The sequence below is a fragment of the Allobosea sp. R86505 genome, from assembly GCF_042466375.1.
In the GTDB taxonomy this organism is placed as follows: Bacteria; Pseudomonadota; Alphaproteobacteria; order Rhizobiales; family Beijerinckiaceae; genus Allobosea.
Genome location: NZ_JAXHPY010000001.1, coordinates 3,390,454 through 3,405,053, shown reverse-complemented (window position 1 = coordinate 3,405,053; position 14,600 = coordinate 3,390,454). Strand labels below are relative to the sequence as shown.

Here is a 14,600-nt window from a genome sequence, read left to right as displayed (position 1 = left end):
CACGGTCAGGCCCTCACGCGCAGGCGCGGGTCGACCAGCGCATAGAGCAGGTCGACGGCGGTGTTGATGAGGACGAAGAGCAGCCCGACGAAGAGCAGATAGGCCGCCATCACCGGCACATCCGAGAAGCTGACGGCCTGGATGAAGAGCAGCCCCATGCCCGGCCACTGGAAGACGGTCTCGGTGACGATGGCGAAGGCGATCAGCGAGCCGATCTGCAGGCCGGTGACGGTGATGACCGGCATCAGCGCATTGCGCAGCGCCAGGGTGAAATGGATGTGCCTGGCCGACAGGCCCCGGGCCCGGGCGAAGCGGATATAGTCGCTGGAGAGCACGTCGATCAGCTCCGAGCGCACCAGCCGCATGATCAGCGTCAGCTGGTAGAGCGCCAGCGTGATCGAGGGCAGAATCAGCGCCTTGAGCCCGCTCAGCGTCAGCAGCCCCGTCGACCAGGGGCCGATCTGCACGGTCTCGCCCCGGCCGAAGGAGGGCAGGAGGCCGAGCGTCACAGCGAAGGTCAGGATCAGGACGATGCCGGTCACGAAGGTCGGCGTCGAAATGCCGATCAGCGACACCGCCTGGACCAGCCGTGCCGCAACCCCGTCCGGCTTCAGCGCACAGAGCACGCCGAGCGGGATGCCGAGCGCCAGCGACAGCAGCGTCGCGACGAGGACCAGTTCGAGCGTTGCCGGCAGCCGCTCCGCGATCAGGGTCGCCACGGGGCGCTGGTTGCGGAAGCTGATGCCGAAGTCGCCGCGCACGATCCGGCTCAGGAAGCCCGCGAACTGCACGACGACCGGCCGGTCGAGCCCGAGTTGCTCGCGCAGCTCGGCCTTTTCGGCGATCGTCGCATTCTCCCGCGAGAGGGCCGCGACAGGGTCCCCGACGAAGCGGAACATCCCGAAGGACACCGCCGAGACCGCGAGCATGACGAGCGCGGCCTGGCCGAGGCGGGCGAGAAGCAGACGCAGCATCAGTCTGGGGACCGTCCGGTCGCTGGCGTCACTTCACCTGAGCGAACCAGAGGCGGACATACTCATCCGGGAACTGCGGCACATCGAGGCCCTGGCGCGAGGCCCAGGCGACCGGCTGCAGATGCAGCGGGATGTAGGCGATGGTGTCCTTGGCGACCTTGAGTGCCTGGACCATCATCGCGCGCCGCTTAGGCTCGTCGAGCTCGACCGCCGCCTCCCGCGTCAGCCGCTCGATCTCGGGGTTGGTGTAGCCCATCGAATTCGAGCCACCGAAGCCGTCCTTGGGCGCAGTCAGCAGGGCCGAGAGCACGCTGAATCCGTCCATCGGCGGCAGGGTCGCCCAGCCCAGCATGAAGGAATCGAACTCGCCGCGGTCCTGCTTCGGGAAATAGGTCGCGCGCGACTCCGTCTTCACATCGGTCTGCACGCCGATGCGGCTCCACATCGCGGCGACCGCGACGCAGATGGCCTCGTCGTTGATGTAGCGGTCATTGGGGCAGTTCAGCCCGAGCTTGAAGCCGTTGGGGTAGCCGGCTTCAGTAAGCAGCGCCTTGGCCTTGTCTGCGTTGTAACCGAGCAGCGTGTCGTTGGCCTTGTCGTAGCCAGGCACCGGTGGCGCTACCAGCGTGCCTGTGTTCTGCGACTTGCCGCGCATGACGCGCTTCTGGATCGCGTCGAGGTCGATGCCCTGCCAGAGCGCCTGCCGGACCTTGAGTTCCTTCAGCGGGTTCTTCTGGCCGGGCATCGACTTGAGTTCGTCGCGCTGGCTCAGGCCGAGGAAGATCAGCCGCAGAGACGGCTCCTCGATCACCTTGAAGGAGCTGTTGGCGCCGATGCGCGCGAGATCCTGCAGCGGAGCCGGGGCGATGAGGTCGAGTTCGCCCGACAGCAGCGCCGCTACCCGGGTCGCGTCGGACTTGATCGGCTTGAACTCGATGCGCGTGATGTTGTGCTGCGGCTTGTCCCACCAGTCCGGGTTTACGACCATGTTCGTGCCGGCGTCCGGCTTGAACGACTCCAGCTTGAACGGCCCTGTGCCGATGGCGGTGGTGGAGGCGGCCGTGCTGACGCCGGTGGCGATGTTGCCCGGCTTGAGCGAGCCCGTCTGCTCCATCCACTCCTTGTCCATGATGTAGATGCCGGCGAGATCGTTCAGCAGCAGCGGGTAGGGGCCCTTGGTGACGAGATCGACGGTGAAGTCGTCGACCTTTTCGGCCCGGATCACCTGCGAGAGGTTGCCGCGGGCCCGCGCGCCGGGGTTGAGCAGGCGGGTCACGGAGGCGACGACGTCGTCGGCGGTGAAGGCGTTGCCGTTGTGGAACTTCACGCCCTTGCGCAGCTCGAAGCGCCAGGTGTCGGGCTTGACCGCCTTCCAGCTCGTCGCCAGCGCCGGCTCGAGCTGCATCGTCCGCCCGCGCCGCACCAGCGGGTCGAAGACGTGGTGGAGCATCGCCGTGGTGAAGCTCTCGGTCTGGGCGAAGGGATCGAGCGTCGCGATGTCGGTCGGTGCCGACCAGCGCACGGTTTTTGCATCTGTTGCCGTCGAGATCAGGGCGGCGGCCGAGACGGCGGCCAAAAGCATGGCGATGCGGTTCATGACGACACCCCTCTGTGTTCGAGCCGCATCGCGACCCCCTTTGTATGCGCCATCATAGGTGAACTGCATGCAGTCTCGTCAACGGGTTTGTGAGCCTCCGTGTCAGAGCCCTGCCCGTTCTTTCATCAGGCGGTAGGCGCGCTCGGCCCGGTCCAGAACCGCGCCGGCCTCGAGGGCGGTCGGGCGTCCGTTCTCCGCCAGCACGCGCCCCGCGACCATGACCAGCGAGACGTCCGCGGCGTTGGCGAAGAAGACGAGCCGGTGCACGGGCAGGTCGCGCGGCTGCAGATGCGCGCCGCGCCGCGAGACCGCGACGAGATCGGCGAGCTTGCCGGGCTCGATCGAACCCAGTTCGTGGTCGAGGCCGAGCGCCTTCGCGCCGCCGAGCGTCGCCATTTCGAGGGTCGTCCAGGCGTCGATCGCCGACGGGTCCTTCCAGCGGATCGCCTGATGCCGATGACCCATGAACATCGTCCGGAACATGTCGAGCGAGCGGTCCGGCGCCGGTCCGTCGGTGCCCAGCCCGACGCGCACCCCCTCCGCGAGCAGGCGCGGAGCGGGGCAATAGCCGAACACCGCCATCAGCGAGCTCGGCGTGTAGGCCGCGCCCGCACCGCGCTCGACGAAGGTGGCGATGTCGGCCTCGGTCAGGTCGATGCAATGGGCCAGGACCGAGCGCCGGTCGAACAGCCCGAAGGTATTGGCCATGAAGGCCACCGACCCGTCGCGATGCCCGTCCTGGATGAAGCGGCTGCCGCTGCCCTGCGCGAGCGCCCAGGCGGCGGTCGTGGTCTCGCGCATTGCGGCCTGGAGCGGGCCATCGGCCGCCGCGAACTCGGCTTCGCCGATCACGGGGGCGGACACGGCGATGTCGATCAGCCCCTGGCCGGCGCCGCGCCAGCGGCTGGCCAGCGTTCCGATCGCCGCGATCTGGTCGGACAGGGACATCGAGCGCTCGACGGCCCGGCCGTCGGTCCAGGCGCGCCGGGGCTTGGGAAAGGGCGGGCGGTCGACGCCGAGGACGAGGAGCTCGCGCAGGCCGCTCGCCTCGATTTCGCGCAGATGGGCCTCCGCGCAGGTGGTGTCCTCCGTGCGCATCACATTGTCGCCGCCTCCGAAGAAGGGCACGGCCAGCGTCGTGCCGCCGAGTGTCCGCTCAAGGGCCTGCAGCGCCGCGTCCGCCGCCCAGAACTCGGCATCGGCGTGGCGGGCATAGACATCGCCCACCGTATCCATCCAGGCGTCGACGTCGCCGCCCAGATTCTTGGTCAGCCCGTGGCCGGCATGGAGATGCAGGTCGATCAGCCCGGGGATCAGGGCCGCGCCGTCGAGATCGATCCGGCGCGCCGCCGCAAGTTCGCCCTCGGGCCAGGCGCCGGCCGCGACGGTCGCGATCCGGCCCGCCTCGACCACGACATGCCCCGGCTCGAGGATCTGGCGCCGACCATCGAGCGGGATCACCACCGCATTGCCGAGGATCGTCCGCGTCGCCTCCGTCATGGCGCGCGCCGCAGCGGATAGGTCGGCGTGAAAATCTCCGAGACGGGCGGATGACCGAAGGTGCGGTCGGGATAGCGGGCGATCAGCCCGTCGAACTGCGCCTGCGCCTGCCGGTGGGCCGCAGCTGCATCGAAGCCGGGCAGGATGCGGCCCTCCATCACCAGCCGTCCGTCGACGACGACATCGGTGACGTCCCGCCCGCAGGAGGACTGCATCAGCGTCTGGATCGGGTCGATGACCTGGCCGATGCCGTCATGGCCGAAATCGATCGCGATGAGATCGGCCCGCGCGCCCGGCATCAGCCGTCCGAGATCCGGCCGGCCGAGCGCATCGGCCCCGATCCAGGTCGCGGCATCGAACATCTCGGCGCTGCTCGGCCGCGAGACCGAGCGCGCCATCACCCGCCCGAGCATCAGGCCGACCTGCATGTTGAGGATCATGTCCGGCGGCCAGGTGTCGGTGCCCAGCCCGATCCGCAGCCCCCGTTCGCGCAGCTCGGAGAGATGGTCGAGCGCAGCCCCGTTGCGGGCCATCACGACCGGGCAGTGGACGACCGTGGCGGCGGCCTCGAGCAGCATCGCCAGATCGCGCTCGCGCGTCGAAACGCCGTCGAAGGCCGGAAAATCGGTAAAATGCGGCAGCAGTACGCGCGGGCCGAGCAGTCCGAGCGAGGCCAGCCAGCCGGTCGGCGAGAGGCCATGGCGCTTCGTCACCTCGTCGACCTCGAAGCGCGACTGATGGCAGTGCAGGCGCAGCGGCACGTCGAGCGCGCGGGCGGCCTCGGCGGTGCGGCGCAGCAGCTCCGGCGTACAGCCCTCGATCCGGTCCGGCGCCAGCATGGTCCGCACGAGCCCGCCGGCCCGGCCCTCCATGTCGCGGCAGAAGCGGATCGCCTCGTCGAGCCCTGCCAGCCCGCGCGCCTCGTCGATCAGCAGGCTGACCGTCCCGGCCTCGTCGACGACGGTATGGCCGCTGCGATAGGCCGGTCCGAGATAGACGCGGAGGCCGAGGTCCTCGGCGGCCTGCGCGGTGGCGGCGAACTCGTCATAGGTCTCGCCCCATTGCCGATAGAACAGCGAGGCGATCGGCAGAGCCGTAGTGACGCCATTGCGCAGCAGCTGCGCGAAGGCATAACGCTTCTGGAAGGCCAGCTCGTCGGGCGAGTACATCTCATAGGGGCCGCGCGCGACGTAGCTCTGCGGCCAGACGCGGCCCTTGCGCCAGGACGGTGTGTTGTCGAGGCTGAGGACGGCGGTGTCGAGGTCGCTGACCGCATCGAGATCGACGAACCCCGGCGCGATCAGCGCATCGGGGCGCTCGATGCGGCGCGCCACCTCGCCGGGAAAGGCGTGTCCGACGAAGACGATCGCGCCGTGCTCGAACACCACCTCGCCGCGCTCGATCAGAAGATGTCGCCCGTCCTGGTGGCCGACGACCCAACGCCCGCTGACCAGTGTTCGTCCCGCGTCGCGAGGCCCGAGGCTCATGCCGATGCTCCCGCGACGCTGCCGCCGCTCTTGAACAGGATCCAATCCCGCGGCGGCTCGATCAGGCCCGGCCTGATGATGAAACCGTCCGCACTGCCGGCGTCGGTGGTGGTGAAGACCGGGCGCGTCGGGCCGTCGGATGGGGACACGTCGCGCTCTCGGCTGTGGGTCTGTGCCGGCATTGAACAGCTGGGCCGCCGTCGTGGCAATCGCGCCCGCGCATCCCGGCCCTGCAGATGGGCACCGCCCGCAACGCCTTGCCAGCCCCGCAGAAATTGGTAAACCAATCAGGGCGGCCCGACGGCCGATCGAGGCACGCGCGACAGGAGCACGATGAGCACGACCACACGACATGCCCAGCGGGTTCGCGATTTCATCACCGATGAGATCCGCGCCGGAGTCTATGGAGCGAGGAGCAAGCTGCCGACCGAACGCGCGCTGTCGGAGCAGCTCGCCGTGCCGCGCTCGGCCGTCCGGGACGCGCTCGCCGTGCTGGAAAGCGGCGGAACCGTCACGCGGATCATCGGCAGCGGCACCTATGTCCGCGCGGCTGCGAGCGAGCCGCCGCTCGCAGAGCCTTCGCCGCCTTCGGCGAGCCCGGCCGAGATCATGGAGGCGCGCCTGCTGGTCGAGCCTCGTCTCGCCGAGCTCGCCGCGATCAACGCCGATCAGGACGATTTTGCGCGCTTCGACCACTGCGTCCGTCAGGGCGATGCGGCCGATGATTTCGAGGCCTTCGAGCATTGGGACGCCGCTTTGCACCAGGCGATCGCCCGGTCGACCCATAACCGCCTCGTCATCGAGCTCTACGCGATGATCACCCGGGCGCGCGATCTCACCGCCTGGGGTGAACTCAAGCGCCGCAGCCTCAGCGCCGAGCGGCGCGACCATTACCGGCGCGAGCATCACGCCATAGTCGCGGCGCTGAAGGCGCGCGATGCCGCAGCAGCCGAGGCGGCGCTGCTCGGCCATCTCGAACGCGTGCGGAGCAATCTGCTCGGGCGCTGAGGCATTATTGGTCAACCAATAATGCCAAGAAGCACGCTTCAGTCCCTGATTGGTTGACAGCTTGCCGGGGCCTGCTCTAGCTCTGGAGCGTCGCGCCAACCTTGGCGCCAGCATCGGGCCGGCCTCATGAAACTCGCCATCTTCAGTCAGGGCACCAGCGGGGCCGCCAGTGGCCGCCTCGGCGTCATCCTCGGTGACCACATCGCCGACCTTTCGGGTGTCGACGGCGCCCCCGAGACGATGGCGGCGTGCTGTGCGCTGGGCGCCGGGGCGGTCGATCGGCTGACCCATCTGGCCGCGGCGGCGCCGAAGCTGCCTCTTGCCGGAGTGGCGCTGCATGCGCCGTTTCCGCGCCCGGCGCGCAACGTCTTCTGCGTCGGCAAGAACTATCACGAGCATGCCAAGGAGTTCGCCCAGAGCGGCTTCGATGCCAGCACCAAGGATGTCGTGCCGGAAGCGCCGGTGGTCTTCACCAAGCCACCGTCGGCGGTGATCGGCCCTGGCGAGACCATCCCCGGCCATCTCGATCCGACGAAGTCCGTCGATTACGAGGGCGAACTCGCCGTGGTGATCGGCAAGGGCGGGCGCGGCATTGCCACCGCCGACGCACTCGACCACGTCTTCGGCTACACCATCGTAAACGACGTCACCTCGCGCCAGCTCCAGCACAAGCACCGCCAATGGGTGCTCGGCAAGGGCATCGACGGCTTCTGCCCGATGGGCCCGGCCTTGCTGACCGCTGACGAGGTGCCCGATCCGCGCCAGCTGCGCCTGCGCACCTGGGTCAATGGCGAGCTGCGCCAGGACGCGACGGTGGCGGACCTGATCTTCGACATCCCGACGCTGATCAGCACGATCTCGGCCTACATCACGCTGGAGCCCGGCGACATCATCGCCACGGGCACTCCCGTCGGCGTCGGCATCGGCTTCAACCCGCCGAAATTCCTTGCCGCCGGCGATGTCGTCCGCATCGAGATCGACGGCATCGGCACGCTCGAAAACCCGGTCGGCTGACGAACCGTCCGGCCGACGACCAAACCATAAGGGAGCCGCGCCAAAGCGGCCCATCAGGAGGAGGAAACGGTGTCCAGGATCAAGCTTCTCTGTCTCGCCGCCATGGCGTCGGCCGCGCTCGCGACCTCCGCCATGGCGCAGTCCTATCCGAGCCGCGGCGTTAGGGTGATCGTGCCCTTCGGCGCCGGCGGCCCGGCCGACATCTATGCAAGGGCCGTCGGCCAGCAGTTGCAGGAGGCGCTGAAGCAGCCCTTCACCATCGAGAATAAGCCGGGTGCCGGCGCCGTCATCGGCACGACGGAGGCCGCCCGCGCTGCGCCCGACGGCTACACGCTGCTGATGATGTCGAACACGCACACCGCCAACGAGACGCTGATCCCGAGCAAGGCGTACAATCTGACCAAGGATCTGGTGCCGGTCGCGCCGGTCAACGAGGCCGATCTCGTGATCGTGGTCCACCCGTCGGTGGAAGCCAAGACGCTGCAGGAGTTCATCGCGCTCGCCAAGTCGAAGCCGAAGCAGCTCAACTACGCGTCCTCCGGGGTCGGCACGCCCTATCACCTGGCCGGCGAGAACTTCAAGGCGCTCAGCGGCACGGAGATCGTGCATGTGCCGCATCGTGGCAGCGGCGAGGCGCGCTCGAATCTCATCGGCGGCCATGTGCAGATGATGATCGACTCCGTCACCACCATGGCGCCGAGCATCGCGGCGGGGCAGGTGCGCGCCCTCGCCACCACCGGCGCCCGCCGCTCGGCGCTGCTCCCCGACGTCCCCACCGCGACGGAGGCGGGGTTGAAAGGGTACGAGGCGACGATCTGGCTGGGCTTCATGGCGCCGGCGGGCACCCCGCAGTCCGTCGTCGATCTGCTCAACGCCGAGATTCGCAAGGCGCAGGCGCGGCCCGAGGTCAAGGCGGCCTGGGCCAAGCAGGGCACAGCGGGCATGGATATGAGCCCGGCCCAGTTCGGCGAGTTCATCAAGGCCGACATCGCCAAATGGGCGAAGGTCATCGAGGCCGCGAACATCAAGGTGAACTGAGGCGATGGAGGCCGGCACGCGCCTGACCGTCAACGGCACGGGCCGGACGCTGGCCTCGGCGCCCGACACGATGCTGCTCGACGTGCTGCGCGGCGAACTCGGCCTCAAGGCGGCGCGCTTCGGTTGCGGCGAGGGGCTTTGCGGCTCCTGCCGCGTCCTCGTCGACGGGCATGCCGTCGCCTCCTGCAACACGCCGCTCTGGTCGGTCGCGGGGCGCGAGGTCACGACGCCGGAAGGGCTGGGGACGGCGGAGGCGCCTCATCCCGTGCAGGAGGCGCTGATCGCCGAGCAGGCGGCGCAATGCGGCTACTGCCTCTCCGGCATCGTCGTCAGCGCGGCAGCCCTGCTGGCGCAGACGCCCGATCCCGACGATGCCGCGATCAGGGCTGCGCTCGACCCCAATCTCTGCCGCTGCGGCGCGCATAACCGCATCCTGCGCGCCGTCCGCCGCGCCGCCGCCTCGATGCGGGATCGCGCGGCATGAGCGCCTCGGCCGTCCTTCCCCTGGGTCTGCGGGTCACGCCGCGGCTCGACCGCTGGCTGGCCGTCTCGCCCGAGGGGCATGTCACGCTGTCGCCCGGCAAGGTCGAGATCGGCCAGGGCATTCTCACCGCGCTCGCCCAGATCTGCGCCGACGAACTCGACATCGCCATCGAGCGCGTGCGCCTGCGGCCGGCCGATACCGCGGCGAGCCCCAATGAGGGCGTCACCTCGGGCAGCCTCTCGGTCTCCGATTGCGGCCTGTCGGTGCGGCTCGCGGCGGCGCAGACGCGCGGGCTCTTCCTCGCCGAGGCCGCGCGGCTTTTGTCGGTGCCGCAGGATGCGCTCGCGGTCGAGGACGGCGCGATCACCGGTCCGGGCAATCTCGCCACCAGCTATTGGGAACTGGCGGACAAAGTCTCGCTCGCCCGTCCCGCCGATCCCGCCATGCAGCCGAAAGCGCCTGGTGCCCGCACGCTGGCCGGCCGCCCGGTCCCGCGCATCGACCTCGCCGGCAAGGTCTTCGGCACGCGGCCCTTCATCCACGATCTCGACGAACCCGGCATGGTCCATGGCCGGGTGCTGCGCCCGCCGCGCCCCGGCGCGACGCTGGAAAGCCTCGACGAGGCGTCGCTGGCCGGGCTCGACGGGCTGATCGCGCTGGTGCGCGACGGCAGCTTTCTCGGCATGGTCTGCGAGAGCGAGGTTCAGGCCGAGGCCGGCCTCGTCCGCCTCGCTACGGCGGCGCGCTGGACGGATGGTTTCGAGTTGCCGGACCAGCATGACCTCTCCCCCTGGCTGCAAACCGAGCCGACTGAGGCGTCCGTCGTCGATCTCCGCGAGGACCCGGAGCCCTCGCCTGCGACCCGCCGTCTGGTGCGGCGCTATCTCAAGCCCTATCTCGCCCATGCCTCGATCGGCCCCTCCTGCGCGATCGCCACCTGGGCGGAGGACGGCCTGCGCGTCGTCACCCACAGCCAGGGCATCTTCAACCTCCGGGCGGATCTCGCGCTGGTCTTCGGCCTGCCGGAGGACGACATCGTCGTCGGCCATGCCGAGGGCGCCGGCTGCTACGGCCATAACGGCGCCGACGATGCCGCGCTCGACGCCGCGCTCCTGGCCCGCGCCGTGCCCGGCCGCCCTGTGCGCCTGCGCTGGTCGCGTGCCGATGAGCTGGCGCGGTCGCCCTTCGGGGCGGCGATGGCGATCGAGATCGCCGCCGAGATCGGGGATGATGGCCGCATCGCCGGCTGGAGCCATGAGATCTGGAGCAACGGCTATGTCGCCCGACCTGGCCGCGCCGGCAGCCCGGCCCTGCTCGCGAGCTTCGATCTCGAAAGGCCCTTTCCGCTGTACATATCGCAGGATCCGCCGCTTGCCGGTGGCGGCGGCGCCCAGCGCAACGCCGTGCCGCTCTATGACTTTCCCGCCTGGCGGGTCACCAAGAACCGCCTGCTGACCATGCCGCTGCGGACGTCCTCGATGCGCGCGCTCGGGGCCTTCGGCAATGTCTTCGCCATCGAATCGATGATGGACGAACTCTCCCATGAGCAGGGCGAGGACCCGCTCGCCTTTCGCCTGCGCCATCTCGGCGATGAGCGCGCGCGCATCGTGCTGGAGCGCGCCGCCGCGTTGGCGGATTGGGGCGGCGCCGTGCCCGAGGGCAGGGGGCGTGGCCTGGCCTTCGCGCGCTACAAGAACACCGGGGCCTATTGTGCCGTCGTCGCCGAGATCGACCTCGCGGCCGAACCCCGCGCGACGCAGCTCTGGATCGCGGTCGATGTCGGCGAGGCGATCAACCCCGACGGCGTCGCCAACCAGATCGAGGGTGGGGCCGTTCAGGCGACGAGCTGGACGCTGAAGGAGGAGGTCGCCTTCAGCCGCGAGGCGGTCACCAGCACCTCCTGGGAAACCTATCCGATCCTGCGCTTCAGCGAGGTCCCGGAGGTGACGGTCGAGATTCTGCCCCGGCCCGATCAGCCGCCGCTCGGCGCCGGCGAATGCGCCCAGGGGCCGACCGCGGCCGCCCTCGCCAATGCCGTCCATGCGGCGCTCGGCGTCAGGGTCCGCCAGATGCCGATCACGCGCGACCGCATCATCGCGGCGATGGAGTAGCCCATGCCCGACATCAGCATTCTCAGCGGCGGCGCCGCGCAGGCCCTTGTGCGGGCGCTCGAGCCGACCTTCCGACAGGATACCGGCCATGGCATCGAGGGCAGCTTCGGTGCCGTCGGCGCGATGCGGGCCAGGCTCGCCGAGGGCGCGCAGCCCGACGTCGTCATCCTCACGGCGGCCATCGTCACGGAATTGGTCGCGGGCGGCATCGTCGCGCCCGACAGCGTCGCCGATCTCGGCGATGTCGGGACCGCGATCGCGGTACGCGACGGCGACCCGGTTCCCGACGTCGGCGATGCGGCCGCGCTGCGCGAGGCGCTGCTCTCGGCGGACGCGATCTATTTCCCGGATCCGAAGCTGGCGACGGCCGGCATCCACTTCGCCGGCGTCATCGACAAGCTCGGGATCGGCGCGACGGTGGCGGAGCGTCTGCGCACCTATCCCAACGGCGCGTCGGCCATGGCGGCTCTCGCGAACGCGCCGGAAGCCCACCCGATCGGCTGCACCCAGGTGACGGAGATCAAGGCCGTCGCCGGGGTCGCCCTCGTCGCCGAACTTCCGCCGGGATTGAGCCTCGCCACCCGCTACACGGCCGGGGTCGTCGCGCGGGCGACCCATCCCGCGCAGGCCCGTGAGCTGGTGAAGCTGCTGACCGGCGATGCGACGGCCGATCAGCGCCGACGCGCCGGCTTCGTCTGATGGGCCGGGGTCCTCCGGACGCCGCCGATCGGAAACGAAGTGCGGCATCGGCGCCATCGGTTCCGTAGCGTAAGTCGCATTGTCGAGCGGCGGCCGATCGACTATGGCTGAGTCTGCCCGGGTGCGAAGGATGCCCGAGCCGGACCGTGCGAGCGGCCGACAGGATCATGCCGAGGACGCGATTATCACGAGCGCCCGCCTCTATTACCAGCCGCAGGTCAGCGCCGACGGCAAAGCCCTGGTCGGCCTCGAATGTCTGCTGCGCGCGGTTGCGCCCGACGGGTCGGTTTCGGGCCCCGGCGCCATCCTCGATCATCTCGCCGACGAGGCGCAGGCCGATGCCCTCGACTGGTGGGTGATTCGCCAGGCGCTGTTGGACGCGCTGCGGTGGCCGCAGCTTTCCGTCGCGATCAACATCAGCGCGCGGCAGTTCCAGGCGCCGGACTTCGCCGGCAGGCTGCTGGCCGTGATCGCGGAGATCGGCAACGCACCCGCGCAGGTCGAACTCGAACTGCTCGAGAGCGGGATCATCGAGAATTTCGAGAGCGCCATCGAGACGATGGACATTCTCCGGCGCAGCGGCATCCGCATCGCGCTGGATGATTTCGGCACCGGCTATTCCAGCCTCGCCTATCTGCAGAAGCTGCCGATCGACAAGCTCAAGCTCGACAAGTCGATGATCGACGGAACCGGCGAACTGAAGGCGGCGGCGATCGTCCAGGCCGTCACCGCCCTGTCGCGCGCGCTGGGCTTGAAGGTGGTGGCGGAGGGGGTCGAAACCGCGGCCCAGCAGCAGTTCCTGCGCGTCGCCGGCTGCCATCTCCTTCAGGGCTATCTCTTTTCGCCTGCTGTCGCCGCCGATCAGATCGACGCCTTCGTCCGAGGCGGCTGGCCGGCCGTCCGCTGAGGGCGGTGCCGGCGCCTCACCGCGCCAGATGGGCGGCGGTCGAGCCTGGTCCCACGCCTTCCGGCACCGGGATATTGGTTGAGGAGTATTTCGCGTTCAGCACCATGGTGGGGCCGGCCGAGAGGGTGAAGCGGCGCGCCACCACGATCGTATAGGCCGACTCCGCGGCGACCGGCTTGTTGGCGCCGATGTTGAGCTCGCCCTGGGGGAAATAGAGCGTGCCGAGCAGCACCTTGGCGTCGTTGCTCAGGATCCGGTGGATCTGGTTCGCCGGCGAGGTGCGGTCCTCGTAGAACAGGATGCCCGCCAGCACGCCGCTCTGCGGCGCCGTGAGGTCGATCTTCGTGTCGGCCTCGAAGCGCAGCACCGAACCCTTGCCGTTGAAATACAGCCCGACATTCGCACCCTTCAGGGAGGCGCCGGCGGAGACGTCGAGCGGCCCGTCCTTGAAGACGTAGATGCCGGGGTTGAGCGTCACCACGGCGCCCTTGCTGATCCGGATGCCGCCGCAATAGGTGCCGGGGCTCAGCATCGTGCTCGACGTGATGCTGAGGGCGTTGGCGCTGCAGCCGCCGATCGACGGCGGCGGGCGCGAGGCGAGCGGATCGGCGAGCGTCGGGCAGTCCACCGTCGGGCTGGGCTGGAAGCTGTCGAACTTGTCCTTGTAGACGCCGCCCGCCGAGCAGATGAAGCGCGCCCGCAGCTGCGAATTGTTCATCGCCGTCAGGCCGTGCGGCTGCGTGGAATTCGAGTAGACGGCGCAGTCCGGTGCCTCGAGCTTGGCCTCCTTCTCGAGATGGATCGTTTCCTTTTTCTTGGTCTCCAGGCCGATGACGCAGATCGAGGCGGTGCCGAGCACCCGGGCGGTGGCCCGTGCGCTGACGGTGACGTTGTCCGACCCGAACATGTGCATGATGTTCGTCTGCGCCACATTGGTCACCTCGACGGTGACGGTCATCTTCCGGAGGTCGACGGTCGCCGCGATCGTGCCGGTGTGGTCGAGGGCCTTGAGCTGCGTCGTCGCAAATTTTTCCGCGGCCGACTGGACGACCGTCGGCGTCGCATTGGCGAGCCGGAATTCGCGGGCGGCGGCGAGCGCGGAGCCGTCGGCCACCGTCTGGAAGGCCGTGCGCTGTTCGGACAGCATCCCGTAGTCGATCACGACGCCGGCAGCCATGATCAGGGCCGGCAGGGCGACGCCGAGAATCACCAGCGCGCCGCCGCGCTCGTCGCGGCGCAGGCGCCCGATCGCCGCTGTCAGGCGCCCGCCCATCTCAGGCCGCCACCAGGGCGCGATGCGCCCGCACCATGAAGCGGATCTGATGGCCCAGAAGCCGCCAGTTGACCGGCTTGCACATGAAGGAGGTCGCGCCGGCGGCATAGGCCTGGTCGATCGAGAGAATGTCTTCGCGGCCAGTGATCACCATCACCGGGAGATCGTCGAGCCGGCTGTCGGCCCGGATGCGGCGGACCATCTCGATGCCGTTGATCCCGGGCATGTCGACATCGACCAGCGCGACGTCGAAGCGCTGCCGTTCCAGCAGCGCCAGCCCTTCTTCCGCCGAAGCGGCAGTCATGATCTCGGCATGGGGAGAAGCGAGATAGACGGTGCAGAATTCGCGCTGAATCGGGTCGTCGTCCACGGCCAGGATCGCGATCTGGTCGCACAGGACGTAACTGAACGGCATCGCGGCGGCTTCGGCCATCGTCATCGCATCGCTCCGAGGGCACTGTTCTGGTGCCTGAGGCGATGACTTTGACAGGGAGTTGCAAACAAACAG

At 69.2% G+C, this 14,600-nt stretch carries 14 protein-coding genes; 7 read left to right on the top strand and 7 right to left on the bottom strand.

Annotated features, from left to right (window positions below; translation table 11 throughout):
- Positions 1–5: 5 nt before the first annotated feature.
- From SJY11_RS16345 to SJY11_RS16325, 5 genes are all read right to left on the bottom strand, one after another.
- A complete protein-coding gene (locus SJY11_RS16345) occupies positions 6–974 on the bottom strand; it encodes an ABC transporter permease (protein ID WP_291828311.1) in 969 nt (322 codons plus the stop codon).
- Between the two features lie 28 nt (positions 975–1,002).
- Positions 1,003–2,571, bottom strand: coding sequence for an ABC transporter substrate-binding protein (locus tag SJY11_RS16340; protein WP_376987802.1), 1,569 nt, complete (start codon positions 2,569–2,571; stop codon positions 1,003–1,005).
- Between the two features lie 102 nt (positions 2,572–2,673).
- Positions 2,674–4,071 carry an amidohydrolase family protein gene (locus SJY11_RS16335; RefSeq protein ID WP_376987800.1) on the bottom strand — a complete coding sequence of 466 codons (1,398 nt, stop codon included), beginning with the start codon at positions 4,069–4,071 and terminating at the stop codon, positions 2,674–2,676.
- Positions 4,068–5,558, bottom strand: coding sequence for an amidohydrolase family protein (locus SJY11_RS16330; RefSeq protein ID WP_376987798.1), 1,491 nt, complete (start codon positions 5,556–5,558; stop codon positions 4,068–4,070). Before SJY11_RS16330 ends, SJY11_RS16335 begins: the two co-directional genes overlap by 4 nt.
- Positions 5,555–5,707, bottom strand: a complete 153-nt coding sequence (locus SJY11_RS16325) for a hypothetical protein (protein ID WP_376987796.1) — start codon at positions 5,705–5,707, stop codon at positions 5,555–5,557. The genes SJY11_RS16330 and SJY11_RS16325 overlap by 4 nt, the downstream gene beginning before the upstream one ends.
- A gap of 184 nt (positions 5,708–5,891) precedes the next feature.
- On the opposite strand from SJY11_RS16325, the gene SJY11_RS16320 reads away from it, so the two are divergent.
- The 7 genes from SJY11_RS16320 to SJY11_RS16290 all read left to right on the top strand — a co-directional run bounded on the left by SJY11_RS16320 (position 5,892) and on the right by SJY11_RS16290 (position 12,819).
- Positions 5,892–6,566: a FadR/GntR family transcriptional regulator gene (locus SJY11_RS16320; RefSeq protein ID WP_376987794.1), complete on the top strand. Its 675-nt coding sequence runs from the start codon at positions 5,892–5,894 to the stop codon at positions 6,564–6,566.
- 126 nt (positions 6,567–6,692) lie between these two features.
- Positions 6,693–7,580 (top strand): fumarylacetoacetate hydrolase family protein, encoded by an 888-nt coding sequence (locus SJY11_RS16315; protein WP_376987792.1) that lies wholly within the window; start codon positions 6,693–6,695, stop codon positions 7,578–7,580.
- A gap of 102 nt (positions 7,581–7,682) precedes the next feature.
- A complete protein-coding gene (locus SJY11_RS16310; RefSeq protein ID WP_376989348.1) occupies positions 7,683–8,618 on the top strand; it encodes a Bug family tripartite tricarboxylate transporter substrate binding protein in 936 nt (311 codons plus the stop codon).
- 4 nt (positions 8,619–8,622) lie between these two features.
- Entirely contained in the window at positions 8,623–9,102 is a 480-nt protein-coding gene (locus tag SJY11_RS16305; protein WP_376987790.1) for a (2Fe-2S)-binding protein, read from the top strand.
- Entirely contained in the window at positions 9,099–11,213 is a 2,115-nt protein-coding gene (locus SJY11_RS16300; RefSeq protein ID WP_376987789.1) for a molybdopterin cofactor-binding domain-containing protein, read from the top strand. Before SJY11_RS16305 ends, SJY11_RS16300 begins: the two co-directional genes overlap by 4 nt.
- A 3-nt stretch (positions 11,214–11,216) precedes the next feature.
- On the top strand, positions 11,217–11,912 hold the full coding sequence (locus SJY11_RS16295) for a molybdate ABC transporter substrate-binding protein (protein ID WP_376987787.1): 696 nt from the start codon (positions 11,217–11,219) through the stop codon (positions 11,910–11,912).
- A 130-nt stretch (positions 11,913–12,042) separates the two neighbouring features.
- Positions 12,043–12,819 (top strand): EAL domain-containing protein, encoded by a 777-nt coding sequence (locus SJY11_RS16290; protein ID WP_376987785.1) that lies wholly within the window; start codon positions 12,043–12,045, stop codon positions 12,817–12,819.
- A 16-nt stretch (positions 12,820–12,835) separates the two neighbouring features.
- Here the strand turns inward: SJY11_RS16290 and SJY11_RS16285 are convergent, their stop codons facing one another.
- Together SJY11_RS16285 and SJY11_RS16280 are read right to left on the bottom strand one after the other, a co-directional pair.
- Positions 12,836–14,092, bottom strand: coding sequence for a pilus assembly protein TadG-related protein (locus SJY11_RS16285; RefSeq protein ID WP_376987783.1), 1,257 nt, complete (start codon positions 14,090–14,092; stop codon positions 12,836–12,838).
- Position 14,093: 1 nt separating this feature from the next.
- Positions 14,094–14,531 (bottom strand): response regulator, encoded by a 438-nt coding sequence (locus SJY11_RS16280; protein WP_376987781.1) that lies wholly within the window; start codon positions 14,529–14,531, stop codon positions 14,094–14,096.
- Positions 14,532–14,600 lie beyond the last annotated feature (69 nt).

Excerpts from the sequence above, each read along its gene's own strand:
- SJY11_RS16345 (WP_291828311.1), bottom strand. The coding sequence starts at position 974 with ATGCTGCGTCTGCTTCTCGCCCGCCTCGGCCAGGCCGCGCTCGTCATG.
- SJY11_RS16340 (WP_376987802.1), bottom strand. The coding sequence starts at position 2,571 with ATGAACCGCATCGCCATGCTTTTGGCCGCCGTCTCGGCCGCCGCCCTG.
- SJY11_RS16335 (WP_376987800.1), bottom strand. The coding sequence starts at position 4,071 with ATGACGGAGGCGACGCGGACGATCCTCGGCAATGCGGTGGTGATCCCG.
- SJY11_RS16330 (WP_376987798.1), bottom strand. The coding sequence starts at position 5,558 with ATGAGCCTCGGGCCTCGCGACGCGGGACGAACACTGGTCAGCGGGCGT.
- SJY11_RS16320 (WP_376987794.1), top strand. The coding sequence starts at position 5,892 with ATGAGCACGACCACACGACATGCCCAGCGGGTTCGCGATTTCATCACC.
- SJY11_RS16315 (WP_376987792.1), top strand. The coding sequence starts at position 6,693 with ATGAAACTCGCCATCTTCAGTCAGGGCACCAGCGGGGCCGCCAGTGGC.
- SJY11_RS16310 (WP_376989348.1), top strand. The coding sequence starts at position 7,683 with ATGGCGTCGGCCGCGCTCGCGACCTCCGCCATGGCGCAGTCCTATCCG.
- SJY11_RS16305 (WP_376987790.1), top strand. The coding sequence starts at position 8,623 with ATGGAGGCCGGCACGCGCCTGACCGTCAACGGCACGGGCCGGACGCTG.
- SJY11_RS16300 (WP_376987789.1), top strand. The coding sequence starts at position 9,099 with ATGAGCGCCTCGGCCGTCCTTCCCCTGGGTCTGCGGGTCACGCCGCGG.
- SJY11_RS16295 (WP_376987787.1), top strand. The coding sequence starts at position 11,217 with ATGCCCGACATCAGCATTCTCAGCGGCGGCGCCGCGCAGGCCCTTGTG.
- SJY11_RS16290 (WP_376987785.1), top strand. The coding sequence starts at position 12,043 with ATGCCCGAGCCGGACCGTGCGAGCGGCCGACAGGATCATGCCGAGGAC.
- SJY11_RS16285 (WP_376987783.1), bottom strand. The coding sequence starts at position 14,092 with ATGGGCGGGCGCCTGACAGCGGCGATCGGGCGCCTGCGCCGCGACGAG.
- SJY11_RS16280 (WP_376987781.1), bottom strand. The coding sequence starts at position 14,531 with ATGACGATGGCCGAAGCCGCCGCGATGCCGTTCAGTTACGTCCTGTGC.